Source organism: Rhodococcus sp. SORGH_AS_0301, assembly GCF_030818285.1.
Lineage (GTDB): Bacteria > Actinomycetota > Actinomycetes > Mycobacteriales > Mycobacteriaceae > Rhodococcoides.
Genome location: NZ_JAUTAC010000002.1, coordinates 2,990,205 through 3,016,338, shown reverse-complemented (window position 1 = coordinate 3,016,338; position 26,134 = coordinate 2,990,205). Strand labels below are relative to the sequence as shown.

Annotated in this window: 25 protein-coding genes and 1 pseudogene; 17 read left to right on the top strand and 9 right to left on the bottom strand. The window is 69.3% G+C overall.

Annotated features, from left to right (window positions below; all coding sequences use genetic code 11):
- The first annotated feature begins 2 nt into the window (after nt 1-2).
- The 6 genes and pseudogenes from QE397_RS14815 to QE397_RS21810 all read left to right on the top strand — a co-directional run bounded on the left by QE397_RS14815 (nt 3) and on the right by QE397_RS21810 (nt 6,364).
- Nucleotides 3-1,091, top strand: a complete 1,089-nt coding sequence (locus tag QE397_RS14815) for an ABC transporter permease (protein WP_081821062.1) — start codon at nt 3-5, stop codon at nt 1,089-1,091.
- Nucleotides 1,091-2,050: an ABC transporter permease gene (locus tag QE397_RS14810; RefSeq protein ID WP_056446726.1), complete on the top strand. Its 960-nt coding sequence runs from the start codon at nt 1,091-1,093 to the stop codon at nt 2,048-2,050. The genes QE397_RS14815 and QE397_RS14810 overlap by 1 nt, the downstream gene beginning before the upstream one ends.
- Nucleotides 2,047-3,690 (top strand): ABC transporter ATP-binding protein, encoded by a 1,644-nt coding sequence (locus QE397_RS14805; protein ID WP_307095566.1) that lies wholly within the window; start codon nt 2,047-2,049, stop codon nt 3,688-3,690. The genes QE397_RS14810 and QE397_RS14805 overlap by 4 nt, the downstream gene beginning before the upstream one ends.
- 74 nt (nt 3,691-3,764) lie before the next feature.
- On the top strand, nt 3,765-4,850 hold the full coding sequence (gene purM / locus QE397_RS14800; protein WP_027504286.1) for a phosphoribosylformylglycinamidine cyclo-ligase: 1,086 nt from the start codon (nt 3,765-3,767) through the stop codon (nt 4,848-4,850).
- A gap of 40 nt (nt 4,851-4,890) precedes the next feature.
- Nucleotides 4,891-5,853, top strand: a pseudogene (locus tag QE397_RS21815) (aldehyde dehydrogenase family protein); the annotation flags it as partial.
- Nucleotides 5,777-6,364, top strand: coding sequence for an aldehyde dehydrogenase family protein (locus tag QE397_RS21810; RefSeq protein ID WP_373425299.1), 588 nt, complete (start codon nt 5,777-5,779; stop codon nt 6,362-6,364). The pseudogene QE397_RS21815 and the gene QE397_RS21810, both read left to right, overlap by 77 nt.
- 110 nt (nt 6,365-6,474) lie before the next feature.
- On the opposite strand, the gene QE397_RS14790 is transcribed toward QE397_RS21810, so the two are convergent.
- The 3 genes from QE397_RS14790 to QE397_RS14780 all read right to left on the bottom strand — a co-directional run bounded on the left by QE397_RS14790 (nt 6,475) and on the right by QE397_RS14780 (nt 8,584).
- On the bottom strand, nt 6,475-6,663 hold the full coding sequence (locus tag QE397_RS14790; RefSeq protein WP_081821107.1) for a DUF3073 domain-containing protein: 189 nt from the start codon (nt 6,661-6,663) through the stop codon (nt 6,475-6,477).
- 122 nt (nt 6,664-6,785) lie between these two features.
- Nucleotides 6,786-7,451, bottom strand: a complete 666-nt coding sequence (locus tag QE397_RS14785; protein ID WP_056446733.1) for an MOSC domain-containing protein — start codon at nt 7,449-7,451, stop codon at nt 6,786-6,788.
- Nucleotides 7,448-8,584 carry a folate-binding protein gene (locus tag QE397_RS14780; protein ID WP_222627856.1) on the bottom strand — a complete coding sequence of 379 codons (1,137 nt, stop codon included), beginning with the start codon at nt 8,582-8,584 and terminating at the stop codon, nt 7,448-7,450. The genes QE397_RS14785 and QE397_RS14780 overlap by 4 nt, the downstream gene beginning before the upstream one ends.
- Before the next feature lie 55 nt (nt 8,585-8,639).
- Here QE397_RS14780 and QE397_RS14775 point away from each other — a divergent pair, with 55 nt between their 5' ends.
- From QE397_RS14775 to QE397_RS14750, 6 genes are all read left to right on the top strand, one after another.
- Complete coding sequence (locus QE397_RS14775) at nt 8,640-9,497, top strand: aminodeoxychorismate lyase (RefSeq protein ID WP_222646610.1); 858 nt, start codon at nt 8,640-8,642, stop codon at nt 9,495-9,497.
- A gap of 112 nt (nt 9,498-9,609) precedes the next feature.
- Nucleotides 9,610-11,076, top strand: coding sequence for a cytochrome ubiquinol oxidase subunit I (locus QE397_RS14770; protein ID WP_285187789.1), 1,467 nt, complete (start codon nt 9,610-9,612; stop codon nt 11,074-11,076).
- Between the two features lie 18 nt (nt 11,077-11,094).
- Nucleotides 11,095-12,129: a cytochrome d ubiquinol oxidase subunit II gene (gene cydB / locus QE397_RS14765; protein WP_222627850.1), complete on the top strand. Its 1,035-nt coding sequence runs from the start codon at nt 11,095-11,097 to the stop codon at nt 12,127-12,129.
- Entirely contained in the window at nt 12,126-13,808 is a 1,683-nt protein-coding gene (cydD, locus tag QE397_RS14760) for a thiol reductant ABC exporter subunit CydD (RefSeq protein ID WP_307095558.1), read from the top strand. The genes cydB and cydD overlap by 4 nt, the downstream gene beginning before the upstream one ends.
- Nucleotides 13,805-15,595: a thiol reductant ABC exporter subunit CydC gene (gene cydC / locus QE397_RS14755; RefSeq protein WP_307095555.1), complete on the top strand. Its 1,791-nt coding sequence runs from the start codon at nt 13,805-13,807 to the stop codon at nt 15,593-15,595. Before cydD ends, cydC begins: the two co-directional genes overlap by 4 nt.
- A 220-nt stretch (nt 15,596-15,815) precedes the next feature.
- Nucleotides 15,816-16,154, top strand: a complete 339-nt coding sequence (locus QE397_RS14750) for a hypothetical protein (RefSeq protein ID WP_307095553.1) — start codon at nt 15,816-15,818, stop codon at nt 16,152-16,154.
- Here QE397_RS14750 and QE397_RS14745 read toward each other — a convergent pair.
- Nucleotides 16,142-16,804 carry an FABP family protein gene (locus tag QE397_RS14745; protein ID WP_307095551.1) on the bottom strand — a complete coding sequence of 221 codons (663 nt, stop codon included), beginning with the start codon at nt 16,802-16,804 and terminating at the stop codon, nt 16,142-16,144. The genes QE397_RS14750 and QE397_RS14745 overlap by 13 nt on opposite strands.
- Before the next feature lie 269 nt (nt 16,805-17,073).
- Here QE397_RS14745 and QE397_RS14740 point away from each other — a divergent pair, with 269 nt between their 5' ends.
- Complete coding sequence (locus QE397_RS14740) at nt 17,074-18,576, top strand: cutinase family protein (protein WP_222646616.1); 1,503 nt, start codon at nt 17,074-17,076, stop codon at nt 18,574-18,576.
- A gap of 90 nt (nt 18,577-18,666) precedes the next feature.
- Here the strand turns inward: QE397_RS14740 and QE397_RS14735 are convergent, their stop codons facing one another.
- The 5 genes from QE397_RS14735 to QE397_RS14715 all read right to left on the bottom strand — a co-directional run bounded on the left by QE397_RS14735 (nt 18,667) and on the right by QE397_RS14715 (nt 21,806).
- Nucleotides 18,667-18,975 carry a DUF1416 domain-containing protein gene (locus tag QE397_RS14735; protein WP_027504276.1) on the bottom strand — a complete coding sequence of 103 codons (309 nt, stop codon included), beginning with the start codon at nt 18,973-18,975 and terminating at the stop codon, nt 18,667-18,669.
- Between the two features lie 2 nt (nt 18,976-18,977).
- Nucleotides 18,978-19,811 (bottom strand): sulfurtransferase, encoded by an 834-nt coding sequence (locus QE397_RS14730; protein ID WP_056446752.1) that lies wholly within the window; start codon nt 19,809-19,811, stop codon nt 18,978-18,980.
- Nucleotides 19,812-19,851: 40 nt separating this feature from the next.
- On the bottom strand, nt 19,852-20,310 hold the full coding sequence (locus QE397_RS14725; protein ID WP_222627838.1) for a DUF4395 domain-containing protein: 459 nt from the start codon (nt 20,308-20,310) through the stop codon (nt 19,852-19,854).
- A 270-nt stretch (nt 20,311-20,580) separates the two neighbouring features.
- The gene (locus tag QE397_RS14720) at nt 20,581-21,030 is read right to left on the bottom strand and encodes a thioredoxin family protein (RefSeq protein ID WP_285187804.1); all 450 of its coding nucleotides are present in this window, start codon (nt 21,028-21,030) and stop codon (nt 20,581-20,583) included.
- Complete coding sequence (locus QE397_RS14715; protein WP_027504272.1) at nt 21,027-21,806, bottom strand: LmeA family phospholipid-binding protein; 780 nt, start codon at nt 21,804-21,806, stop codon at nt 21,027-21,029. The genes QE397_RS14720 and QE397_RS14715 overlap by 4 nt, the downstream gene beginning before the upstream one ends.
- Before the next feature lie 180 nt (nt 21,807-21,986).
- On the opposite strand from QE397_RS14715, the gene QE397_RS14710 reads away from it, so the two are divergent.
- The 4 genes from QE397_RS14710 (at nt 21,987) to pstC (ending at nt 26,134) form a co-directional block, all read left to right on the top strand.
- A complete protein-coding gene (locus tag QE397_RS14710) occupies nt 21,987-22,775 on the top strand; it encodes a response regulator transcription factor (protein ID WP_056446762.1) in 789 nt (262 codons plus the stop codon).
- A 1-nt stretch (nt 22,776) separates the two neighbouring features.
- Nucleotides 22,777-23,688 (top strand): mycothiol synthase, encoded by a 912-nt coding sequence (gene mshD, locus QE397_RS14705; protein ID WP_373425240.1) that lies wholly within the window; start codon nt 22,777-22,779, stop codon nt 23,686-23,688.
- A 220-nt stretch (nt 23,689-23,908) separates the two neighbouring features.
- Entirely contained in the window at nt 23,909-25,006 is a 1,098-nt protein-coding gene (gene pstS, locus QE397_RS14700; protein ID WP_027504269.1) for a phosphate ABC transporter substrate-binding protein PstS, read from the top strand.
- 90 nt (nt 25,007-25,096) lie between these two features.
- Nucleotides 25,097-26,134, top strand: coding sequence for a phosphate ABC transporter permease subunit PstC (gene pstC, locus QE397_RS14695; RefSeq protein ID WP_027504268.1), 1,038 nt, complete (start codon nt 25,097-25,099; stop codon nt 26,132-26,134).

Sequence of the window (26,134 nt, the reverse complement as noted above, 5' to 3'; positions counted from 1 at the left end):
CCATGGTCACCACCACGCCCGACGAGGCGTCGGTGGGGAAGCAGTCACGGGCGAGCGCGTCGTCACGCTACGGCGCGCTCGCCCGTTATCTCGTGATCCGGTTCCTGCTGATCATTCCCACGGCATGGATCCTGGTCACGGTCGTCTTCTTCCTCATGCGCGTTCTCGGCGATCCCATCAGTGCTGCCCTCGGTGGACGACTGCCCGCCGACCAGATCGCCGAACGACGCGCCGCGGCCGGTTACGACCGGCCGATCCTGGTGCAGTACTGGGAGTACCTGTCCGGTCTGCTGCGGGGAGACTTCGGTCGCTCCGCGACCAGCAACCAGGAGATCAGCGGTGTGCTGATCACCAACGGCGCGGCGACGCTGGAACTCGCGTTCTGGGCGTTGCTCGTCGCGTTCGCCGTCGGCATCCCCCTCGGCTTCTACGCCGCGACCCGCCGCGACTCGATCTCCGACGGCACCCTGCGCATCCTGGCGATCCTGTTCTACGCGGCGCCGGTGTTCTTCGTCGGCATGCTGCTCAAGCTGGTCTTCGCCGTGAAGCTCGGGTGGCTGCCGGTGGCGGGCCGGGCGAGCACCAACGTCGAACTGGCACTGCAGAACGTGTCACCGAAGACCAACATCCTGCTGATCGACTCGATTCTCTACGGGGAGCCGAGCTACACCGTCGACGTGCTGAAGCACGCCGTGCTCCCCGCGGTCGCGCTCGGACTTCTCACCGCCGGCGTGTTCCTGCGCCTGGTGCGGGTGAACCTTCTGCAGACCCTGCAGTCCGGCTACGTGGAAGCTGCGCGCGCACGGGGACTCTCGGCGCGCGTCGTCGCCCGGCGGCACGCCTTCCGCAACGCGCTCATCCCGGTCGTCACCGTGATGGGGCTGCAGATCGCCATGCTGCTGGGCGGCGCGGTGCTCACCGAGACGACGTTCGAGTGGCAGGGACTGGGCTATCAGCTCGCTCGCTACCTGCAGGCGCGCGACTTCATCGCCGTCCAGGGCATCGTCACGTTCCTGGCCATCGTCGTCGCGGTCGTCAGCTTCCTCACCGACGCCATCGTGGCGATCGTCGATCCACGAGTGAGGTTCTGATGAGTATCGAGGTGAGCGTCGGCTCGATCGAGGCGCCGAAGCGACGTCGGGGTGTGCCCGGCCTGTCGATCATCCGCTCGAGTGCCGGACTGCAGAAGGCCACCATCGTCATCGGGCTCGTGCTGGTGGTGCTGTTCGTGATCATGGCGGTCTTCGCTCCGCTCATCGCGCCGTACACCTTCTCCCAGACGTCCGCCGACGGCATGGAGTTCGCGCGCCAGGCGGCGCCGAGTGCGGACCACATCTTCGGGACGTCGGTGCGCGGAGAGGACGTGTTCTCCCGCGTCGTCTACGGCGCACGGACCGCCCTGCTCGTCATCGTCACGTCGCTGGTGCTGTCGATCGTGGTGGGCGTTCCCCTAGGACTGCTCTCCGGCTACGTCGGCCGGTGGGTGGACCGGGTGTTGGTCCTCTTCATGGACGCGATGTACGCGTTCCCGAGTCTGCTTCTCGCCGTGGTGGTCTCGATCGTCGTCGCCGGAGGCCAGTCCAGCAGTTTCGGTGGTGTCCTCTCGGCCGCGATCGCCATCACCGCCGTCTTCGTGCCGCAGTACTTCCGCGTGGTGCGCAACGCGACGGTCTCGGTGAAGACAGAGCCCTACGTGGACGCGGCGCGGGTCACCGGCGCCGGCCCGGTGCGGATCATGTTCCGCCACATCCTCGCCAACGTCACGCAGACACTGCCGGTGATCCTCACGCTCAACGGCGCCGAGGCCATTCTGACCCTGGCGGGTCTCGGCTTCCTTGGGTTCGGCATCGAGCCGACGTCCGCGTCCGAGTGGGGATACGACCTCAACAAGGCGCTGCCGGACATCTCCAACGGCATCTGGTGGACGTCGATCTTCCCCGGCACGGCCATCGTCCTGGTCGTGCTCGGCATGACCATGGTCGGCGAGAGCGTGAGCGAGACACTCAATCCCGTTCTTCGTACACGCCGCAAGCAGAAGGACCCCTCATGACGGCCTCAGCGTCCACCCCGCAGGCGGCTCTGACCCTCGAGGCACTGTCGGTCAGCTTCGCCACCGACGCCGGGCCCGTCGACGCCGTCAGGGGAGTGAGTTTCGAGGTCTTCCCCGGCGAGGTCCTGGCCGTCGTCGGCGAATCGGGCTCCGGGAAGTCGGTCAGCGTCCGCTCCGCCATCGGGCTGCTCCCGGACACCGCCCGCGTACGCGGAACCGTCACCGTGGGGTCACGCGAGGTGACGTCGCTGTCGGACAAGCAGTGGGCCGATCTCCGCGGCAATGCCGTGGCGATGGTGTTCCAGGAACCCGGCAACGCCCTCGACCCGCTGTTCACCGTCGGTTTCCAGATCGTCGAGGCCCTGCGAGCTCACGCCGGACCGGACGGGAAGGTGCTGGACAAGAAGGCTGCCCGCCTCCGGGCGATCGAGTTGCTCACCATGGTGGGTCTGCCCGACCCGGAGCGGCGATTCGGCTACTTCCCGCACGAGCTGTCCGGTGGCCAGAAGCAGCGTGTGATGATCGCGATCGCCATCTCTTGCGAGGCGAAGGTGATCATCGCGGACGAGCCGACGACGGCACTCGACGTGACCGTGCAGGCCGAGATCCTCGACCTGCTGCGCGACCTCAAGGACCGTCTGGGCTGCGCGATCGTGCTGATCACGCACAGCATGGGCGTGGTGGCGGACATCGCCGATCGGGTCGTCGTCATGAAGGACGGCGAGGTGGTCGAGGAGGCACTCGTCCACGATCTCTTCGCTGCGCCGAAGGCCGACTACACGAAGACGTTGCTGGCGGCGGTCCCGACGCTCGATCCCGTGGTCACCGATCGCACCGTCTCGGACGAGGTGGTGCTGTCGGTGCGCGATCTCGTCGTGCAGTTCCCCGGCGGCATCGGTCAGCCCGTCTTCCGGGCCGTCGACTCGGTGACCTTCGATCTGCACCGCGGCGAGACCCTCGGTCTGGTGGGGGAGTCCGGTTCGGGCAAGTCCACCATCGGCCGTTGCGTGGCCGCACTGCAGAAGCCGACGTCCGGCTCGGTGGACGTCCTCGGTCAGGACGTGGGCAGGCTGCGGGGGTCCGCGCTGAAGAGTCTGCGCAAGCGTTTCGGATTCGTGTTCCAGGATCCGTCCACGTCGCTCAACCCCCGACTGACCGTCGGCCAGTGCATCGCCGAGCCGATGATCGTGCACAAGGCCGGGTCGAAGGCGGACATCGCGCGCACGGTCGTGGAGTGGCTCGATGCGGTCCAGCTCCCGAAGGGCACGGAGAAGCGGTACCCGCACGAGCTGTCGGGGGGTCAGCGTCAGCGGGCATCGCTGGCGCGGGCACTCGTCCTGAAGCCGGATCTGCTGGTCGCCGACGAACCGACCAGCGCGCTCGACGTCTCGGTGCAGGCCGCGGTTCTCGACCTCTTCGAGGAACTGCAGACCGAACTGCACTTCGCGTGCCTGTTCATCAGTCACGATCTCGCCGTGGTCGACCGCCTCGCGCATCGGGTGGCGGTGCTGCGGGGCGGCGCCGTCGTCGAGCTCGGGACGCCCGGACGGATCCTCCGGGATCCGGCGGAGGAGTACACCAAGCGCCTGATCGCGGCCATTCCCAGGCCCGAGGTGACACGAGACCGGAAGGACCGATAGGCCTCCGGTACCGTTAGGGCCGCATCCGACCCTCCCGGGTACTCACACACAGATCAGGCTGGAGCAGTACACCCATGACCGATGACACCCACCAGCCCGGCGCAGGAGCCTCGTACGCAGCGGCAGGAGTGGACATCGAAGCCGGTGATCGTGCCGTCGAGCTGTTCGCGCCCCTCGCCAAGCGGGCGTCGCGACCGGAGGTCATGGGCGGTCTCGGTGGGTTCGCCGGCCTGTTCGCGCTGAAGGGCGGATACCGCGAGCCGCTGCTCGCCGCGTCCACCGACGGTGTGGGCACCAAGATCGCGGTCGCGCAGGCTCTGGACAAGCACGACACGGTGGGACTCGACCTGGTCGCGATGGTCGTGGACGACCTCGTCGTCTGCGGCGCCGAGCCGTTGTTCCTGCAGGACTACATCGCGGTGGGGCGCGTGGTGCCCGAGCACGTCGCGCAGTTGGTCAAGGGCATCGCCGACGGCTGCATCCTGGCCGGATGCGCACTGCTGGGCGGCGAGACCGCCGAGCACCCCGGCATGATGGCGGACGGCGAGTACGACCTGTCCGCGACGGGTGTCGGCGTCGTCGAGGCCGACCAGGTGCTGGGCCCGGACCGGGTGCGTCCCGGCGACGTGGTCCTCGCGATGGGGTCCTCGGGACTGCACTCCAACGGCTACTCCCTCGCTCGCAAGGTTCTGCTCGACATCAGCCGCATGTCGCTCACCGGTCATGTCGAGGAGTTCGGTCGCACGCTCGGCGAGGAGATGCTCGAACCCACCCGCATCTACGCCAAGGACTGCCTCGCCCTCGCGGCGGAGACGGACGTGCGGACGTTCTGCCACGTCACCGGTGGTGGCCTGGCTGCCAACCTCGCTCGCGTCATGCCGAAGGGCCTCGTCGCCGAGCTCGATCGCGGAACGTGGAGCCCGGCTCCGATCTTCGCGATGATCGCGCAGCGCGGACGCGTGGAGCGCGAGGAGATGGACCGCACGTTCAACATGGGCGTCGGCATGGTCGCGATCGTGGCACCCGAGGACGTCGACCGCGCCCTCGCCGTGCTCACTGCTCGCCACATCGACTGCTGGACGCTGGGGACGGTCAAGAAGTCCGCCGACAGCGGAACCGACGAGCGCGCCGTGCTGACGGGTAATCACCCGCGTTTCTAGGTTCTCGTTTGTCGCAGGACTGGTCGGGCACCCGACCGGCATGACGACGTACGACGGATTCGACACCCTCCCGATCGCCGGTCAGTGGCGAGTGGGCCGAGACGGCCGCACCGCCGACGACGTGAACCCGTACTCGGGCGACGTCCTGACCACCCTCCCGCTGGCCGATGCGGCCGACGTCGACGCAGCGTTCACGGCGGCGAGCATCGCGCAGCGGGACTGGGAGTCCACGCTCCCGACCGAGCGTGCGGACGTGTTCCACCGCGCAGCGCGCATCATGGAGGAGCGCAAGGACGAGATCGTGGACTGGCTCGTCGCGGAGGTCGGCGCCATCCGCCCCCGCGCCGAGTGGGAATGGCTGGCCGTCCGCGCGGTGATGCTCGAATCGGCGAGCTACCCCACTCGATCGGCCGGGCGCATTCTCCCCGCTGCCCTGATCGACGGCAAGGAGAACCGCGTGTACCGGCGGCCCCTCGGCGTGGTCACGGTGATCAGTCCGTGGAACTTCCCGATGCAACTGTCCGCCCGCTCGGTGGCGCCCGCGCTGGCGCTCGGCAACGCAGTGGTGCTGAAGCCCGCGAGCGACACCCCCGTCACCGGCGGACTCCTGCTGGCCAGAATCCTCGAGGATGCCGGGTTACCCGCCGGCCTGCTGTCCGTCGTCGTCGGCAAGAGCAGCGAGATCGGTGACGCCGTGACCTCGCATCCCCTCACACGGCTCGTGTCGTTCACAGGCTCGACGCCCGTGGGGTCGGGCATCGCGGCGTCGGCGCCGCTCACCAGGATGTCCCTCGAACTCGGGGGCAACGGGCCTCTGGTCGTGCTGGAGGACGCGGACGTCGAGGCAGCCGTGAACGCGGCGGTCTTCGGGTCGTTCTTCCACCAGGGTCAGGTGTGTATGGCGACCAACCGGGTGATCGCGGTCGATGCGGTGCACGACGAGGTGGTGGACCGGCTCACCGAGCGGGTCCGGTCACTGCGCACCGGCGACCCCGCCGATCCCGACACACAGATCGGCCCGATCATCAACGACGCGCAGGTGGAGTCGACTCTCGACCGGATCTCTCGACCGGATCTCTCGCGCGGAGTCGGACGGCGCGGAGATCCGCGTGCGCGGAGAGCGTTCGGGACCGGCCGGGCGGGTGCTGGGCCCACATCTCGTGCTGGGAACGAACGGCGTCGCGACCGCCGCCGAGGAGGTGTTCGGACCCGTCGCCACGGTGATCCGCGCAGACGGGGAGGACGACGCCGTCCGGATCGCGAACGACACCGAGTACGAGCTCTCCAGCGCGGTGTTCTCGCGAGACGTCGAGCGTGCGGTCCGGGTGGCGACGAGACTCGACGCCGGAATGACACACGTGAACGACACCACGATCAACGACGAGCCCAACACCGCGTTCGGCGGCGAGAAGAACTCGGGCATCGGTCGTTTCGGCGGCGAGTGGGCCATCGAGGAGTTCACCACCGACCACTGGATCAGCGTCCAGCACACGCCGCGACAGTATGCGATCTGACCTCGCGTGAAGAACCTCGCACACACGACCGTGCGGGGCGTCCCTGAGTCGGAACGCCCCGCACGGTCGTGTGTGCGATGTGAGGATTCCCCCCGTGTCAGGGGATGCGGTCAGCGCCGCCAGTCGTCGTAGTCGTCATCGTCGTGTCGGGACGGCTCCCGATCGGCGATGCCGTTGCGGTGCGAGTCGGGGGAACCTGTGAGCTCTCGTTGGAGACTCTCGAAGTCCGTGGACGGTGAGCTGTACTTGAGCTCACGTGCAACTTTGGTCTGCTTTGCCTTAGCCCGGCCGCGGCCCATGGCTAACCCCCTCGCGAGTAGCGGGGCGGCCTGGGATTTTTTGGCGGCCCCGTCTGATTGTGTGTTCTTCCTGCCCACACTCTAGCGTGCGAATCGGGTCTGCGCTTCCACCGGCGCCGGTGTCACACCGACGGTGCGCGCCGCGCCGCCCGGGCCGCCATGTCGCGGGCCTCGCGGTAGACCTTGGGCGCCAGATCGGGGGTGTTCAGAAGGATCTGCATCGCCTCCGCCGACACCCCGGTGAAGAGGTCCCGCACGGTGACTCCGTGGTCGGGAACGGACACGATCTCGATGTCGTCGCCCGCCGAGAGCGCGCCGACTCGCACGACGCGCAGGTACGCCCCGACATCGCCCCGCGCGGTGAAACGCTTGACCCAGGTCTTCTCGCCCGTCCACCGCGCGAAGGCGGCACACGGGCGCCGCGGAATGGTCACCTCGAGCTCGGCGGTGCCCACCGACCAGCGCGTTCCGACGACCGCATCGGTGACGGGCAGTCCGCTCACGCGCAGGTTCTCACCGAACCACCCCGCGGGAACCTCCCGGCCGAGTTCCTCGGCCCACCTGTCGGCCTCGGCCTCGTCGTACGCGTAGACCGCCTGGTCCGCGCCGCCGTGGAAGGTGACGTCGCAGGAGCGATCACCGTGCAGACCGAGCTCGGTGACGTCGACCGGTCCGGACACCGCTCGCTTGTCGATGGCGGAGTCGACTACCGCCGGCCGAGAGATGGGGTGGATGGTGTGCACGACGCACACCGACAGCACGCGTCCCGACGGGGCCGGCTGCGTCACCGGCCGCGCAGCCGATCCACCGCGGCGCGGCCCGCCTGGACCGCGGTGTCCAGGACGTAGGAGTCGGGATCGATCGAGGCGGCACACGGCCCGGCGTCGAGCGTGGTCTCCACCGGCACCGCGCGCTTGATCTGTGCGAGCGCGATCGGTCCGAGCTCGAAGTGATCGACGACGGTGCCGATGCGGCCCACGGATCGGCCGCCGACGGTGACGTCGTCGCCCGTCTCCGGTCGACCGTCCGCGGAGCCGTCGAGGTGCAGCAGGACCAGTCGGCGCGGAGGCTTGCCCAGATTGTGGACGCGCGCCACCGTCTCCTGTCCGCGGTAGCACCCCTTCTCGAGGTGGACGGCCCCGAACTCGGTGACCCCGCCGATCCAGCCGACCTCGTGGGGAATCGTGCGGTCGTCGGTGTCGAGACCGAGGCGTGGTCGACCGGACTCGACGCGCAGCGCCTCGAACGCCCAGCTGCCCGCCTCACGCGCACCCGCGACGACGAACTTCGCCCACCACTCGTCGAGACGGTCGGCGGGGACCAGGACGTCGAATGAATCGGTGCGGGTCGGCCACGGCATCCGGCGGACGAGACCGGCGTCGGGGTTCGCGGCGTCGAGCGGAAGGGCGTCGTACGGCATCGCGGGCACCTCGGCGCCCACCGCTCGCAGGATGGAGCCTGCCTTCGGGCCGAGCAACGACACGACGACCCGTTCGCTGCCGCGACGCGGCGCGGCCTTCGACCAGAACACCATCTTCGACAGGAAGGCGAGAAGGTCCGGTCCGCGGTCCGCCTCGGTGTCGATCCAGGTGGTGCCGTCGAGGTCTGTCATGACCATGTGGTGTTCGACGCGCCCGTTGACGTCCAGGCTCAGGTTCTCCGCGGAGGCTCCGTCGGCAAGCGTCGCGACGTGCTGGCTGGAGATGGTGTGCAACCAGGTCAGTCGCTCCTCGCCGGTGATCGCGATGACGAACCGGTTCGACCGATCGACGACCGCGGCGGTCGTGACGGCGGCGCGCTGCTCACCCAACGGATCCCCGTAGTGCCAGGCGGTTCCACGATCGGGACCGTCCTGGGGTGCGGCCACCGCGCCGGGGCGGGCCAGAACGGGGGAGGAGTACAGGCCAGGGGTCTCGGACACCCCACCAGTCTAGGAGCGGACTGCCCGGTCCGGCCACGGCACTACCCTCGGGGCCATGACTTCACGCGTGGTGGTGACCCTGGACGGTGCCGTGCTCGATCCGACCGAGCCTGTTCTGCATGCCGACGACCTGGCGGCGGTGCGCGGGGACGGCATCTTCGAGACCGTGCTGATCCGCGAGGGTCGGGCGTGCCGACTCGACGCTCACCTCGCCCGCCTCACCCGGTCGGCGGCCATGCTCGACCTCGCGGAACCGGACGTCGACGCATGGCGGCGCGCGGTGGACGTGGCACTCGCGCAGTGGGAGAAGACCGGTGGCGGCGAGGGTGCGATGCGGCTGCTGCTGAGCCGGGGGCGCGAGGGCGCGGACGGTGCCGAGACGGCGCTCGTCATGGTCTCCGCCGTCGCCGATCGCGTCACCCAGGCGCGCGCGGAGGGCGTGTCGGCCCTGACCCTGAACCGGGGTTTCTCCATCGACGCGACACAGCAGTCGCCCTGGGCCCTGCTCGGTGCGAAGACTCTGTCCTACGCCACCAACATGGCGGCCCTGCGCCACGCGGCACGAGAGGGCTTCGACGAGGTCGTGTTCCGCAGTATCGAGGGGCAGGTGCTCGAGGGTCCACGGTCGAGCGTGCTGGCCGTGGTGGACCGCCGCATGGTCACGCCTCCGGTGGAGCACGGGGTGCTGCGCGGCACCACGGTGGACGCTCTCTTCGAGGTCGCGGGCGACGCCGGCTTCGACTGTGCGCACGAGCCGTTGCGGGTGGCCGATCTGATCCTGGCCGACAGTGTCTGGCTGATCTCCTCCGTCACGCTGGCCGCGCGCGTGCACACGCTCGACACCACGCACCTCAAGGAGATGCCGTCGGACCGCGTCGTGCGCGAACTGGTGGACACCGCCGTCGCGCGTTGACGCGCGCCACAGGTAACGGTGGACACAGTCCATCGCCTACTACTACGCGTAGTAGTAGCGTCGGCCCCGTAGGCAGGATCCCCGCCTCGCAGCCGACGACAAGAAGCTGGTCATGGACGCACTCGATGTCTCACGATGGCAGTTCGGAATCACCACCGTCTATCACTTCCTGCTCGTCCCGCTGACCATCGGACTCGCTCCGATCGTCGCCGCGATGCAGACCATGTGGGTGATCACCGGCAAGGACTCCTGGTACCGGCTCACCAAGTTCTTCGGCAAGCTCTTCCTCGTCAACTTCGCACTCGGCGTCGCCACCGGCATCGTCCAGGAGTTCCAGTTCGGCATGAACTGGTCCGAGTACTCACGGTTCGTGGGCGACGTCTTCGGTGCGCCGCTCGCGCTCGAGGGCCTCGTCGCGTTCTTCCTCGAGTCCACGTTCCTCGGGCTGTGGATCTTCGGGTGGCAACGGCTGCCGAAAGTCGTTCACCTGGTGACGATCTGGCTGGTGGCCATCGGGGTCAACGCCTCCGCCTACTTCATCATCGCCGCGAACTCGTGGATGCAGCACCCGGTGGGGGCCGTCTACGACCCGGACACGGGGCGTGCCGAGCTCGTCGACTTCTGGGCCATGCTCACCAACAACACGGCGCTCGCGGCGTTCCCGCACGCGGTGGCCGGATCCTTCCTCACCGCAGCGACATTCGTCGCCGGCATCGCCGGGTGGTGGATGGTGCGCAGCGCACGTCGCGGCGACGTCGGCCCCTCGTCGGAGGCCCGCTCCATGTTCCGCCCCGCGGCCCGGCTGGCATTCGTCGTCATGATCGCCTCCGGCGCTGCACTCGCGATCACCGGAGACGTGCAGGGCAAGCTGATGTTCGAGCAGCAGCCCATGAAGATGGCATCGGCAGAGTCGCTGTGTCACACCGAGACCGGCGCCTCGTTCTCGATCCTCACCATCGGCACCCACAACAACTGCGACAGCGTCCAGCACATCGTCGCGATCCCCGGCCTGACGTCGTTCCTCGCGAAGAGCGACGTCGACGCGACCGTCCAGGGTGTCACCGAGCTGCAGCAGCAGTACGAGGAGCAGTACGGACCGGGTAACTATCGGCCCAACCTCTTCGTGACCTACTGGGCCTTCCGGATGATGATCGGCCTCGCCGCCGGGTCCGCCGTGCTCGCGCTCGCCGGCCTGTGGGTCACTCGAGGTGGCCGAGTTCCGGACCAGCGCTGGTTCTCCCGGCTCTCACTGCTCGCGATCCCGACACCCTTCCTGGCCAACAGTGCGGGCTGGATCTTCACCGAGATGGGCCGCCAACCCTGGATCGTCGCGCCCAACCCCAGCGGAGTCGACATGATCCGCCTGACGGTCGACCAGGGTGTGTCCGACCACCCCGTCGCTCTGGTGGCGGCGTCCCTCGCGACGTTCACCGTCCTCTATGCCGGGCTCGGTGCCGTCTGGTTCCTGCTCATGCGTCGCCACGTGCAGGCAGGTCCGCTCGAGCACGACAGGCACCCCCACGACGACGACGGTGACGACACCGACGCCGACGCCCGCCCGCTCTCGTTCGCCTACTGACCCGCCGGAGACATGATCATGGGAACGCCCGAATTCTGGTTCGCCGTCGTCACCGCATTGTTCGTCGGATACTTCGTTCTCGAGGGATTCGACTTCGGGGTCGGCATGCTCATGCCCGTTCTCGGTCGATCCGGCCGGGACGACGCCGAGACCCGACGTCGCGTCGTGCTCAACACGATCGGTCCGGTGTGGGACGGCAACGAGGTGTGGCTCATCACGGCGGGAGGAGTGCTCTTCGCGGCCTTCCCCGAGTGGTACGCGACGCTCTTCTCCGGCTTCTATCTGCCGCTGCTGCTGATCCTCGTGGCGCTCATCCTGCGTATCTGTGCCATCGAGTACCGCGGCAAGATCGACGACCCCGTGTGGCGGCGTCGGTGCGACCTCGGTATCGGGATCGGTTCCTGGGTGCCCGCGGTGCTGTGGGGTGTCGCCTTCGCGAACATCGTGCGCGGTGTCGCCATCGACGCGGACAAGAAGGTCACCTCGGGACTGCTCGACCTTCTCACTCCCTATGCGCTGCTGGGTGGTGCGACCACAGCGATGCTCTTCGCGTTCCACGGTGCCGTGTTCATCGCCCTCAAGACGGCCGGCGAGGTTCGAGCGGACGCATCGAGACTCGCTGCGGCACTGATCGTTCCGACCGTGGTGGGCGCCGGGGTGTTCGCGCTGTGGACTCAGCTCGCGCACGGGAAGGGCTGGACCTGGTGGATCGTCGCCGCTGCCGTGGCAGGGCTGGTGACGGCAGCGGTGGCCGTGCTGCGCGGGCGAGACGGATGGGCCTTCGTCGGCACCACCGTGACCATCGGCGGAGCCGTGCTGTTGCTCTTCTGCTCACTGTTCCCGAACGTGATGCCCTCGACCATCGACGCCGCGTTCTCGCTGACCGTCGACAACGCGTCGTCCTCCGCGTACACGTTGCGCATCATGGCGTGGCTGTCGGCGATCGTGGCACCGGTGGTCCTGGCCTACCAGGGCTGGACCTACTGGGTCTTCCGTCGGCGCATCTCGACGACGCAGATCCCGGCGTCCATCGGCCTGGCGAGCACTCGATGACCGCGACGAGGCGGCCCCGAGGACCGATCGACCCCCGGTTGTGGCACCGGTCGGTGCCCGTCCGTCGTCACCTCGTGGGGTCGGTGGCGCTCTCCCTGGTGACGACCGCGTGCGTCGTCGTCATCGCCGTCGTCGTCGGGACCGTGCTGGGCGGCGCGGTCACCGACCCGACCCGTCGGACGGTCGGAGCCTGGACCACCGAGCTGACGGTCCTGGCTGCCGCCGTACTGGTCCGCGTCCTCGCGTCGTGGGCGCGGTCGAGGTACGCGCACCGCTCGGCGGTCCGAGTCGTGCGCGGGTTGCGCGCGGACATGCTGGACGCGGCCACGACGACGCGCGCGCGCGGCGGGGAGGATCGGGGCGAGTGGTCGACGGTGGTCACGCGTGGTCTCGACGGACTGGCGCCCTACCTCACCGACTACGTCCCGGCCCTCGTCCTGGCGGCGACCGTCACGCCGATCGCGACCCTTATGATCGCGTTCGTCGATCCGCTCTCCGCGGTGATCGTGGCGGTCACACTCCCGACGATCCCGGTGTTCATGGTGCTGATCGGTCTGATGACCCGCGGGCGGTCCCGACGAACCCTCGACGCGATGACGCGACTGTCCTCTCAGCTGATGGACCTGCTCGCCGGAATCCCGACACTGCGCGCACTCGGCCGGCAGGACGGGCCGGCCGCGCGGGTCGGCGAACTCGGGGACGAGCACCGCCGCCGGACGATGGCCGCACTGCGCGTCGCCTTCCTCTCGTCCATGGTGCTCGAACTGCTGGCCACGCTCGGCGTCGCACTCGTCGCGGTGTCGATCGGTCTACGCCTCGTGTACGGCGACATGGAGCTGGCACCCGGCATCGTCGCGCTCATTCTGGCGCCCGAGGTCTACTTGCCGCTGCGCGCACTCGGTGCCGCCTTCCACGCGTCCGAGGACGGTGCGGAGGCCGCGGGACGTACCTTCGCTCTGCTCGAGAGCGCCGAGTCGCAGGCGCCGCGTGACCAGCGGACGGCCGCGCCGCCCACCGGTCCGGTCACCGTCGTCCTGACGAACCTGTCGGTCCGCGGGCGGGACGGGTGGGCACCCCGCCACCTCGACGCGACGTTCCGGGCGGGACGGGTGACGGTGCTGACCGGCGCCAACGGGACCGGGAAGTCGACGGTCCTGGCGTCCGTTCTCGGGCTCGTCGATCCCGACGAGGGGTCCGTCTCCCTCGTGGGCTCCGACGGGGTGCGGGTCGACCTGTCGACCGTCGACCTCGACCAGTGGTGGCGCCGTGTGACCTGGCTGCCGCAGCGTCCGGCCGTCGTCGCCGGATCCGTCGCCGACAACCTCGACCTCGGGGCGCGTGGTGACGTGGCCGAAGCTGCTCGCGCCACGGGGTTCTCGTCCGTCCTGGCGTCCCTGCCCCGCGGAGCCGCGACGATGCTCGGCGCCGGGGGAGTGGGACTGTCCGTCGGAGAAGCCCAGCGGTTGGCCCTGACGCGCACTCTCGCCGCGACGGAATCCGTCGTGCTCCTGGACGAACCGACCGCCCACCTCGACCCGGAATCGGCGCGTCGGGTGCTCGGGTCCCTGCGGGCCGCGGCCGACGGCGGCCGCACCGTCGTCATCGTGGGGCACACGCCCGAGGTGCTCGCCGCCGCGGACTCTGTCGTGCACGTGGACCGAGCGGCGGTGTCGGCATGAGCGATCTGACGCGGGCACTGCGGCTGCTCGACCTGCCGCCGGGGCGCGTCGCGCGGGCCGTGGCGGCGGGAGTCGCGACGCTGGGCAGTGCACTCGCGCTGTCCGCGCTCTCGGCCTGGCTCATCACGCGGGCATGGCAGATGCCGCCGGTGTTGCACCTCTCGGTGGCCGTGGTCGCGGTGCGCGCGCTCGGCATCACGCGCGGCGTGTGTCGGTATCTGGAACGACTGGCCACTCACGACGTCGCACTGCGCGGGACCGTCCGTGCGCGGTCCACCCTGTACCGCGAGCTGTCGCAGGGTGATTCGGCCACGGCGGTGACGACGCGGCGAGGGGATCTCCTCGTGCGGACCGGCGCCGACGTGGACGCCGTCGGCGACGTGGTGGTGCGCGCCCTCGTTCCCGTCGCCGTCGCGGCGGTGGTCTCGGCCCTCGCGGTCGGACTCGTCGCCGTGTGGTCCCCTGCCGCGGCAATAGTGCTGGCGGTCGCGTTGCTCGTCTCCGGGGTCGTGGCGCCCTGGTCGAGCGCCAGGGCCGAGCGGGCCGCCGCCGAGGCTCTCGTCGCTGCGCGAGCCGACCTCGCCGCCCACGCCGTCACCGCGATCGACCACGCCGCCGAACTCCGGGTGTCCGGGCGACTGGCAGACGTGCGACGCCGCGCCGACGAGGCCGACCGCGCCGTCGGTGCCGCGCAGGACCGCGCCGCCGGGTGGTCCGCCCTGTCCGCCGCGGCGACCCCGCTGTCGATGGGAGTCGCGGTGCTGGGCGCCCTCGCCGTCGGCATCTCGGCGTACGGCACCGCATCGGGGTTCGCGGGCGGCACCGACCCCACCGGGCTCGCCGTCGTGGTGCTGGTTCCGCTCGCCGCGTTCGAGGCGACGGGTGCGATACCCGCCGCCGCGGTGGCGTGGGTGCGCGGATCCGCGGCGGCTCGGCGGATCATGGCTCTCGTGGACGAGGCCCGCTCCGGGCCGGCGGTGACGCCGAAGGACGACCAGTCGCCGTCGCCGTCGGTGCGCCTCGAGGTGTGCGACGTCGTCGCAGGCCGCGGCGGATCGCGGACCGCGCCGGTATCTCTGGTGGTGGAACCCGGTGCGCGCCTGGCGATCAGCGGACCCAGCGGCGTCGGCAAGTCCACGCTCGCCATGACGATCGCGGGGCTCGTCGCCCCCGCCGCGGGCGCCGTGCTCGTCGACGGCAGGTCCGTCGGCGAACTGTCCGAGGACGCGGTGCGCCGGACGGTGTCCTACGTCGCCGAGGACGCCCATGTCTTCCGGACCACCGTTCTGGAGAACCTCCGTGTGGTGCGCGGTGACGTGACCGAGACGGAGGCGACGGCGGCACTCGACCGGGTCGGGCTCGGCGACTGGGTGCGCGCACTGCCCGACGGTGTGCACACGGACCTCGACGGCGGCGCGGAGGTGCTGTCCGGCGGACAGCGTCGCCGACTGCTGCTGGCCCGCGCGACGCTCTCGCGGGCGGCGGTGATCATCGTCGACGAGCCCACCGAACACGTGGACGACGTGTCCTCCGCCGCGTTGCTCGCCGCGATGCTCGATCCCGACGGTGGACTGTTCGATCGGGCGACGACCGTTCTGGTCGTGACGCATCGACCGGTGCCGACGGGCGTTCGAGTGGTGACCGTGAGCGGTGAACGTCAGGTGTGTTCGCTCACGGAAAAAGACGTTGCCGACCGGGCTGATCCACGCGTAGCGTCGTCTGTACACGAGAGAGGAGGTGGTCTGGAATTGTATGACTCTTGGACGCGTGAGGTGGCTGCCCGCTAGCCGCAACCGCTGACGGTTCTTCTCTCACCGCGCGAGCGGCGGGCGAATACCAGGCAGCTACCCGACCCCCGAGCCCTCGGTCCGTCCAGACCGAGACCCGTACTCCTGCAACGGTGTACCGGTAGGGCTCGGGGGTCGTCCCATGTCCGGATCAGGCCCGCGCGCCTGGTCTTCCCCGTTCTGCCGAGCAGACCCCCTCGCCTGTGTCACTGTGGGGGACATGACGAGTGACGAGCAGCCCGACACGACGAACACCGACGACACGTCCTCCGACACCGGTTCGGCGAACGAGGAGACCGTGGGCCCCGAGCTGACGCAGGAGGACCTCGATCGCGCCGGCGAGAAGATGGACGGCCTCAATGCGCGGTACGAGACCGGTGCGCGCGAGACGGTGACGCTGCCCGGCACCGGCGGCACCGTGTCCGGTACCGCGTTCGCGGACTTCGACGAGGACGGTGCCTCCGAAAAATCCGACGCCGAGAAATCCGACACCTACAAGACCGACACCGGTTCCGGGAAGGATGCGGAGAGCGAGAAGGGCGAGCGTCAGCCCACGTAGCGTTCGAGGCGGGCGGACAGCCGGGGCTCGAGATCGCCGTCCGGTCCGACCCGCTCCTCGACGTACGCGAGATCGCCACCCTCGACGATGCCGTAGAGACGCTTCGCGCCCCCGACCAGCGCCGCCGACGTGCTTCTGATGACCACGTCGGTGGCCAGCTCCCAGGACGACTGCGTCAGTGCGCGGCCGTAGTACAGCTCGATGAGCCCGCTGGCGTGGGTCAGCAGGAGCTCGAGGGTCTCCTCGCCGTCGTCGCCGGGCTCACCGGTTCCGCTCACCCGCCAGAAGCCGGACTCGCGCATGTCGCGACCGGCGTAGGCGCCGTTCTCGTCGACGCGCCAGGTGCGGGACTCCCACGACAGGTAGGGACCGCCGTCGTGGCTCACGACGATCTGCTGTCCCAGTGTGTAGTCGCCCTCGGCGTCGTGTCCCTCACCGGTGCCGCGCCACACGCCGACCAGCGGCAGCAGTGCCAGCATGGAGTGCGAGATGTCGGGACCCTGCCGCAGATTGGCGGTGTCACCGTCACCGGGCAGATCGGGGAGCAGCGGGATGTTGCGCCCGGCCGTCTCCTTGGCCCGTTCCTCCGCACGCGCGACCGCGGCGTCACCGCTCAGGCGGGGCGCCGGGGTGCCGAACTCGTCGGTCACGACTCGTCGGTGACCAGGCGATAGACGACGTACAGCGAGAACCAGGCGATGAGGATCGACGCCAGGATGAGGAGTGCTTCGAAGAATAGGACCACGCACCGATTGTAGACCGGCGGTGTCGTGGATCTGCCGCGGGCCGCCGTCGCGATCGGTCGACGCAGGCGGTCCGCAGACTGTGTGACGGATGACAACCTGTGCCGGGTCCGGTGACGCGATTCATTGTTTAAGGTCGTGAGGTTCTGGAACCGAGAGACGAGGGTGATCCATCCATGCTTCGTGTGACCGGGCTCGACCCGACCGACCGTCGGCGGACCGGGCCGACGAGGATCGTGCTGCGCGCGGCGACCGCTGCCCTCGCGACACTGCTGTTGTGCGCGATCCCTGGAGGACTGGCGGGGGCGGCACCGATCACCCCCTCCGATCCGCTCGGTCTGGGCGACGACCCCGTCGAGTCGGTGCTCGACACGTTCGGGCTGGGCACGAAAGTCGATCAGGATCCGAACAACTACGCGTACGACTGCCCCGACGTGCTCATCGTCGCCATCACGGGCGCGACGGACTCGGAGTCGGACCGGAACCCCGTCGACGAGGTGGACCGGCTGCCGTGGTCCAACTGGGTCGGCAACGTGACCGTGCCCGCGGGGGAGGCCTCGGCGTCCACGCCCGGACGAGTCGGTTGGGTGTACGTGCCGTACGCGTCGGAGTACGGCGTGGCCGTGGCCGAGCCGGTGCCCACCTATCAGGAATCCGTCGCCGAGGGCCTCGCGACCATGGGCCGGATGATCGACGCCAACAAGACCGCGTGCGGCACGTCGACGAAGTACGTGCTGCTCGGCTACAGCGTGGGTGCCGAGGTGGTCGAGCGCCTCGCCGTCGACATCGGGTCCCGACCGTCCACGGCGCACGTGACGTCCGACGACATCGCCGGGGTCGCCCTCGTCGGAGATCCGTACCGCCCTGCCGGCACTGCGTCTCTGGACAAGCCCGGTCCGCCGGGTGGTGGCTTCATGTCGTCCGAGCCGAAGGACTACGGAACCCTCACGAACAAGATCCGGTGGGCGTGCCGTCCGATGGACATCGCCTGTGACGCACCGGAGAACCTCGGCGTCCTGCCGTTGGCGCTCAACGTCTTCGGGCGGATGCACTTCACCCTGCTCGATCCGGGCCGCACCGTCACCGAGTTCGTCGCGGTCTCGTCCGACGTCGCGGCTCGCACCATCGCGCACGTCTTCAGCGACCCGGACTTCGCCACGTCGGACGAGTCGCTGCTCGACGTGATGCTCCGGGTGTCGGACCGCACCCAGCCACTGCCGGACGAGAGGTCGCCGACGCCGCGCGAGATGTTCGACGCCGTGACGTGGGCGCTCGGTCCCGGCCGCCCCGTCGTCGAGGCCAAGCTGCAGGCGGAGGCCGTGGGGTTCGGCGAGGACAACGCCGACATCCCGCAGCTGTTCGAGAAGCCCTACGTCGAACTGGGGTTTCTGCAGCACCTCTACTACTGGGACAACTTCCCGGACAACGGCCGCGACTGGGAGAGCGAGAAGATGATCCGCTGGATCACCGACCTCGCTCGCGAGCAGAGCGAGGCCCCTCCGGTCGACGAGCCGGCCGCTCCTCCTGCGGGAGACACGACGGCGCCCGCCGAGCCCCGCGTGATTCCCCCGGTGAATCCCGGCTATCTCGCGCCGCCTGCGCAGCCCGTGGAGACGGTGCCGTCGACGTGGGAGGAAGTGCTGAAGTCCCTCGGCCTCCCGCCGGAGCCCGGCAAGTAGTTCCCGCGGTCGGATCGCACACCCTCCACGACGCGAACACCCTCCCCAGCACGCTGGGGAGGGTGTTCGGCTGAAACGAGAGGTGTTCGGTCAGGCGCCGATCGAGATCTCGGCCTCGTGGAGGCCGGCGGACTCGGGCGAGATGGTCACGTCGCCGTTGCCGGACGCGGACAGCGCGCGCAGCGTCCAGGTGCCGGGGGCCGCGAAGAAGCGGAAGTCGCCGGTTCCGGACGCGACGACCTCGGCGGTGAACTCACCCGTGCTGTCGAGCAGGCGCACGTACGCACCGCCGACGGGCTGACCGTCCGACGCGGCCAGGACACGGCCCGTGATGACCGTCTCCTTCTCCACGTCGACGCCGGCGGGAAGGGTCTGTCCCTGAGCAGGTGCTCCACACATGATTACGCTCCCAACTCGATAGGTGCTCCCACGAGGGAGCCGTATTCGGTCCAGCTGCCGTCGTAGTTCTTGACGTTCTCGTAGCCGAGCAGCTGTGTCAGTGCGAACCAGCTGTGCGACGAGCGCTCGCCGATGCGGCAGTACGCGATCGTGCCCTTGCTCGGATCGATGCCGACACCGTCGTAGAGCTCCTTCAGTTCCTCGTCGGACTTGAAGGTGCCGTCCTCGTTCGCTGCCTTGCTCCACGGCACGTTGACGGCGCCGGGGATGTGGCCGGGACGCTGGCTCTGCTCCTGCGGGAGGTGTGCCGGCGCCAGGATCTTGCCCGAGTACTCGTCGGGGGAGCGGATGTCGAGGAGGTTCTTGGTGCCGATGGCGGCGATGACCTCGTCGCGGAACGCGCGGATCGACAGGTCGGGAGCCTCGGCCTTGTATGACGTGGTCTCCCTCGAGACGGCGTCGGTGCTCAGCGGACGACCGTCCAGTTCCCACTTCTTGCGGCCGCCGTCGAGCAGACGGACGTCCTTGTGGCCGTACAGCTTGAAATACCAGTAGGCGTAGGCCGCGAACCAGTTGTTGTTGCCGCCGTAGAGGATCACGGTGTCGTCGTTGGCGATGCCGCGCGTCGACAGCAGGTCCGAGAACTGCTCCTGGTTCAGGAAGTCACGAAGGACCGGATCCTGGAGGTCGGACTTCCAGTCGAGCTTGACGGCACCCTCGATGTGGCCGGTGTCGTAGGCGCTGGTGTCCTCGTCGACCTCGACGAACACGGTCTTGGGAGCATGCAGGTTCTGCTCGGCCCAGTCGGCAGTGACCAGGACGTCGGAGCGAGCCATGTGGTTCCTTTCGATTCTTCTCTGACAGGTGGTGGGTGGTTCAGGTGGTGGCATGTCGAGCCGGCAGGAGCCGACTCGCGAGTGGGTAGATCTTGCAGCCCAGGCAGATTCCGAACGCCGCGTTCAGCACGGCGGCGAACAGGGCCAGACCCGTGGCGACGGTGCCGACGGTCGTCGAGGACAGCGCGAACCCGAGGGTTCCCACGATCGAGAAGGCGAATCCCAGTCCCTGCGCGAACCGCAGGGGGGTCGTCGGTTCGGTCTCCGACACCGGGCCCAGGCGCGGTGCGACGACGGCGCGGAACACGCGTCCGTAGGGATGCGCTGCCGGCCCGGCAGCAGCGCCGTACGCGAAGACCAGCGTCTGCAGGCCCAGGAGCACCGCTGCAGCGGTGAGCGACACCGTCGACACGAGCAGCGTCACGACGAGGACGCCGGTGGTCACCCAGGCGACGAAGCGGGGACCACGAACGTCGACCTGCGGGGGAATGGATGACATCGAGATGCTCCTGGAGTGGAGGAAAGGGGACCGAGCGGATGCGCATGGTCTCCGGCGATCGTCGAGCGGTCCGAGGTCGGTACAGCACGGCTGTACCCGAGCGGACGGGTCGACGAGGGGAGGACCGTCGTCAGCGGCAACGGCAGCAACAGCCACCGAGGCGGCACAGGTCCACTGTGCGGCGTCGGGTGAGCAGAAGCTCGTGGCTGGCGGTCACGTCGGCCATGGTACCCACGCCGGTCCAGATCCAGAAGTTCCGGGTGTCGCTCGTCACTCCGACGAGGGTGAATCGGACGCCGAGAGCACGGCGGCCCGCAGGTCCTTCGACGACGGCACACCCGACGCGCGCGATCGTTCCCGCATCGCCCCGTCGAGCACGAAGGTGGTCGGGAGAGACATCACGCCGAAGTCGCGGGCGAGCTGCGGATTCTCGTCCATGTCCACCTCGACGTCGGACACGCGGTGCCCCGCCGACTCGAGGTCGCTCACCACGGCGGACACGACGCGTCGCACCGCCGCACACGGGCCGCACCAGGTGGCGGAGAAGTGGAGCACGGTCACCGCGCCGTCGGTGGCGCCGGCGGCGCGCAGAGCGTGAGCTCGCGATCCCGACGCGCCGCCGCGATCCGACGTGCGGACGGCGCCCTCTCGGCGGCGGACCCACAGGCCCACCACGGCGGCGAGCGCCAGGGCGACGAGAAGGACGACGACGGCGCTCACGGCGTGCGGATCTCGTCGAGTTCGATGGTGACGTCCTCGGCGCTGCCCTCGATGACGATCTGGCCGCCCTCCGCGTAGACCGACGTGGGGAGGATGCCGAACGGCAGCTGCTGCTCGTCGATCGTGCGGGTGAACAGGCCCAGGACCGCGGGCTTCAGGAAGTCGGGGATGGTGAAGTCGGCCTGGCCCTCGGGCCCGAAGTAGAGGTCCGACGCGACGATGGACACGGTTCCACCGTCGAGCCGGAGCTCGGCGGTGACGCTGACCGCGGTGTCCAGGGGGCCGACGGGCACGGTGCCCGTGAGGACCACGGCCCCGGCGGTGGTCTCGCCGGAACCGCCCGAACCGCCGGTGCCGTCGGAGCGGTCGGCGGGGGGAGTGGAGACCTGGAGGTCGGGGATCTCGAGGAACCGGCCGAGGTCGGTGGCGTCGATACGGACGCGCGCGTCGAGTTGATCCATGGGCACCGTGCGCACCGATCCGTCGAGCAGGTCGGAGGCCGGAATGCGCACGCCGCGCAACGTCGCCTCGATGGTCGTCTTCTCGACGTAGTCGGTGGGGACGTCCTGCGCTCGGATCTCCACGCGGCCGTACCTGCCGTCGGCCGCCTGGGTCAGGAACGGGAAGCCGTGGATGGTCACCTGCGGATCGGACACCAGATCTCCGCCGTCCCGCAGTGCCCGCGAGACGCGGTACTCGGAGTAGGCGGCGGTGCCGAAATCGGCGGCCAGAGCGAGCGCCAGGACGAAGACGAGCCCGACGATCAGTTTTCGCACGGAGTTCCTCTCGGGCGGTTCGGTGTCCTGCGGGCGGGTCCCGAGGCGGGCGGTGGCGGCTCGCAGCCGACTGTCCTGCCTTCCGACAGGTTAGTCTGTGACCGAAGAACAACCGGAAGTGCCGGTCGCGGACCCGCTGGTGGGCTCGTCCGGCCGAAGAAGAGCGGACGAGGAGGCCCTGTGGAGTTGCTGCTGCTGACCTCCGATCCGGATCCGGAGTCCGTGCTCCCGTCCCTCGCGCTCCTGGCGCACACGGTGCGTCCCGCGCCGACCGAGGTCTCGTCGTTGCTCGAGGCCGGGAGCGCGGACATCGCGCTCGTCGACGCGCGCACCGATCTGGCCGCCGCCCGCGGACTGTGCCGACTGCTCGGCAGCGCCGGCTCGTCGGTACCCGTGGTGGCCGTGCTCACCGAGGGCGGCCTGGTCGCCGTCAACGCGGAGTGGGGCCTCGACGACATCCTGTTGCCCACCACCGGACCCGCCGAGCTCGATGCCCGGTTGCGTCTGCTCGTGGGCCGCCACGGAGGCGTCAGCAGTCCCGAGGCCTCGGGAAAGATCACGCTCGGCGAGCTCGTCATCGACGAGGGCACCTACACCGCCCGTCTGCGCGGGCGACCGCTCGACCTCACCTACAAGGAGTTCGAACTCCTCAAGTACCTCGCCCAGCACGCGGGCCGCGTCTTCACCCGGGCGCAGCTGCTGCAGGAGGTGTGGGGGTACGACTTCTTCGGCGGTACCCGCACTGTGGACGTGCACGTCCGGCGTCTGCGCGCGAAGCTCGGAACGGAGTACGAGTCGCTCATCGGCACCGTGCGCAACGTGGGATACAAGGCCGTGAGACCGAGCCGGGCAGGTAAGGGCGCGGCGGGCAGCGACGACGCGGTCGACCTGCCGTCGGACGGCGACCTGGACATCGAGAACGACACGGCGACACCCTCGTTCGCCCCAGCTGATCGGACGGCCTTCTGACGTGAGCGACGCGATTCGACTCGAGGCACGGCGACCGGTCGGCGACGAGGCCCGACGCGTCCGCGACGCGATCGAGGCCGCCACGACCGCCGACGGGACACCGCCGCTGTCGGAGCAGGCCGAGCGCGCCGTGGACTCTCCGCGGGACGACGAGCATCTGCTGGCACTGGACGGCGAACACCTCGTGGGGTACGCGACGCTCTCGTCCGCGCGCGGTGACGCGCCGGTCATGGTGGAGGCCGTCGTGCACCCCGATCACCGGGGCCGCGGCGTCGGCACCGCGCTGGTCGACCGCGCTCTCGCAGCACCGGGGGCGCGCGTGTGGGCCCACGGGCGGCTGCCCGCCGCCGATCGCGTCGCCGAGAAAGTCGGTCTCGAGGTGGTCCGCGAACTGCTGCAGATGCGCCGCCCGCTCGGTGGCCCCGACGCGGCGCCCCTGCCCGAACTCACCGTCCCGGACGGCATCACCGTGCGGACCTACCGGGAGTCCGACGACGCCGAGATCCTGCGGGTGAACAACGCCGCGTTCTCCTGGCACCCCGAGCAGGGTGGCTGGACGCAGGCGGAGATCGACGAGCGCCGCGCGGAGTCCTGGTTCGACCCCGCGGGGCTGTTCGTGGCGACGTCGACGGACGACCCGGACACGGTGCTGGGGTTCCACTGGACCAAGGTGCACCCGCCGACCGGAGACGATCCCGAACTGGGTGAGGTCTACGTCGTCGGCATCGATCCGGCGGCCCAGGGCAGGGGGCTCGGCCGGACCCTCACGCTCGCCGGCCTGCGGTATCTGGCCGATCGCGGCCTCGCCGGCGTGCTGCTGTACGTCGAGTCGGACAACACGGCCGCCGTGCACACGTACGACCGGCTCGGCTTCGCCACCTTCCACGTCGACGCGGCGTTCGCGCGCGTCTGACGCGGGACCGGTGCGGTCCCTGAGACGCGCATCGCATCCCGATCCGGGTTTTCGGTCTGTCTGTTCACCCTCCGTTCACAAAGGCGCGGTGAACCGTCCACCACCGGCGCTTACGTTCTCCCACGGGTAGCGCACGCTGCCCGTTGCGGTACGACGTCACCGCATCTTTTCTCGCCCGCCGACCGATCGGTCGCCGACGGGCTGTTTCTGGAGGAGACAGGTGAAGCTCGAGCGCAGCATTGCCCTCATGGGTGTACTGGCTGTCGGCGGATTGACGCTGGCTGCATGTGGTTCCGACGCGAACGTCGAGGCCACCGGCAGTGGTGACTCCGCCGCGACGTGCGAGGGCAAGAGCCCCATCACCGGCGAAGGATCGTCGGCGCAGCAGAACGCGATGTCCAACTTCACGTCCGTCTACTCGGGTGTGTGCTCCGGCAAGGCCGTGGAGTACACCGTGAGCGGTTCCGGCAACGGCCGGACCCAGTTCGTCGCCGGTCTCGTGGACTTCGCGGGCTCGGACTCGTCCATCAAGGAAGAGCAGGCCGACGCGGCCGCCACGCGCTGCGCCGGCAACCCGGCGTGGAACCTTCCCCTCGTGTTCGGTCCGGTCGCCGTGGCCTACACGCTCGACGGTGTCGACGACCTGGTCCTGACGCCCGACGTCATCGCCCAGATCTTCACCGGCAAGATCACCACCTGGAACGATCCGGCCATCGCCGCGCTGAACGAGGGCGCGTCGCTCCCGACCACCGCCATCACGCCGATCTACCGCTCGGATTCCTCGGGCACCAGCGACAACTTCCAGCGCTTCCTGTCCGACGCCGCACCGCAGTCCTGGACGCTGGACCACAGCTCCGACTGGGCCGGTGGAGTGGGCGAGGGCGCCAACGGTTCGTCGGGCGTCGCTCAGGCCGCTGCCGCCACCCCGGGCGCCATCACGTACGTCGAGAAGGGCTTCGCCGATCAGGAGAACCTGACCGCGGCGCAGATCGACTTCGGCGCCGGTGCCGTCGAGCTCACCACCGAGACCGCCGCCAAGGCGATCGACACGGTCACCTTCTCCGGTGACGGAAACGACCTCGCGCTCGACACCGACGCACTGTTCGCCAGCAAGGAAGCCGATTCCTACCCGCTGGTGCTGTCGACCTACGAGATCGTCTGCTCCAAGGGCTACGACGCGGAGACCGCCGCGGGCGTCAAGTCGTTCCTGCTCAGCGCTGCCAACGAGGGCCAGGAAGGCCTCGAGGCTGCCGGTTACGTGCCGCTCCCGGACAGCTTCAAGGAGCGTCTGGTGACGGCGATCAACGCCATTTCCTGACACACTGGTTCTCGCCTGCATCACCCCCGAAGACCATTCACCGGGTGATGCAGGCGATGCCGTACCACCCCACACGAGACAGTGAGCGGTATGAGCGACACCCATTCGATCAGCGACGTCACGCCGGCCACCACATCGGCCGTGAGCGCCGCTCGCAAGACGGAAGCGCCGACACCAGTGCCCGACAAGAAAGCCTCAGGTACGGTCACCCGCCCGGGTGACCGCATCTTCTCGACGCTCGCCACCGGTTCCGGTGTCTTCGTCATCGTCCTGATCGCGGCGATCGGTGGGTTCCTCCTGTGGCGGGCGATCCCCGCGCTGCAGAACAACACCGTGAACTTCTTCACGTACAACGGGCAGTGGAGCACGTCGGACACGTCCGCCATGCTCTTCGGTGTCCGTGACCTGTTCCTGGTCACGGCCACGGTGTCGGTGGTGGCTCTGCTGATCGCCATGCCGGTGGCACTGGGCATCGCGATCTACCTGACGAACTACGCCCCGAAGCGTCTGGCGGGCCCGCTGGGCTACGTCATCGACCTGCTGGCCGCCGTGCCGTCCATCGTCTTCGGACTCTGGGGCCTGTACGTTCTCGCGCCGGTCATCTCGCCCGTCGCCGAGTGGCTCAACACGAACCTCGCGTGGTTCCCGCTCTTCGCCACCGGTTCCGTCTCCATCGCCGGCGGCGGCACCATCTTCACCGGTGCGATCGTGCTCGCCGTCATGATCCTGCCGATCATCGCCGCGGTCACCCGCGAGGTGTTCGTCCAGACGCCCCGTGGCCAGATCGAGGCTGCTCTCGCCCTCGGCGCCACTCGGTGGGAGGTCGTGCGCACCACGGTCATCCCGTTCGGCAAGTCCGGCTTCGTCAGCGGCTCGATGCTGGGCCTGGGCCGCGCGCTCGGCGAGACCATCGCGCTCTACATCATCATCCGCAGCACCCAGGAGACGTTCGGCTGGACGCTGTTCGACGGCGGCAACACCTTCGCGACGAAGATCGCACTGGCCGCGGGTGAGTTCAACAACCAGCTGCAGGCCGGTGCCTACATCGCCGCGGGCCTGGTGCTGTTCGTCCTCACCTTCGTCGTCAACGCCGGCGCCCGCGCCGCCATCGCTGGAAAGAAGGACTGA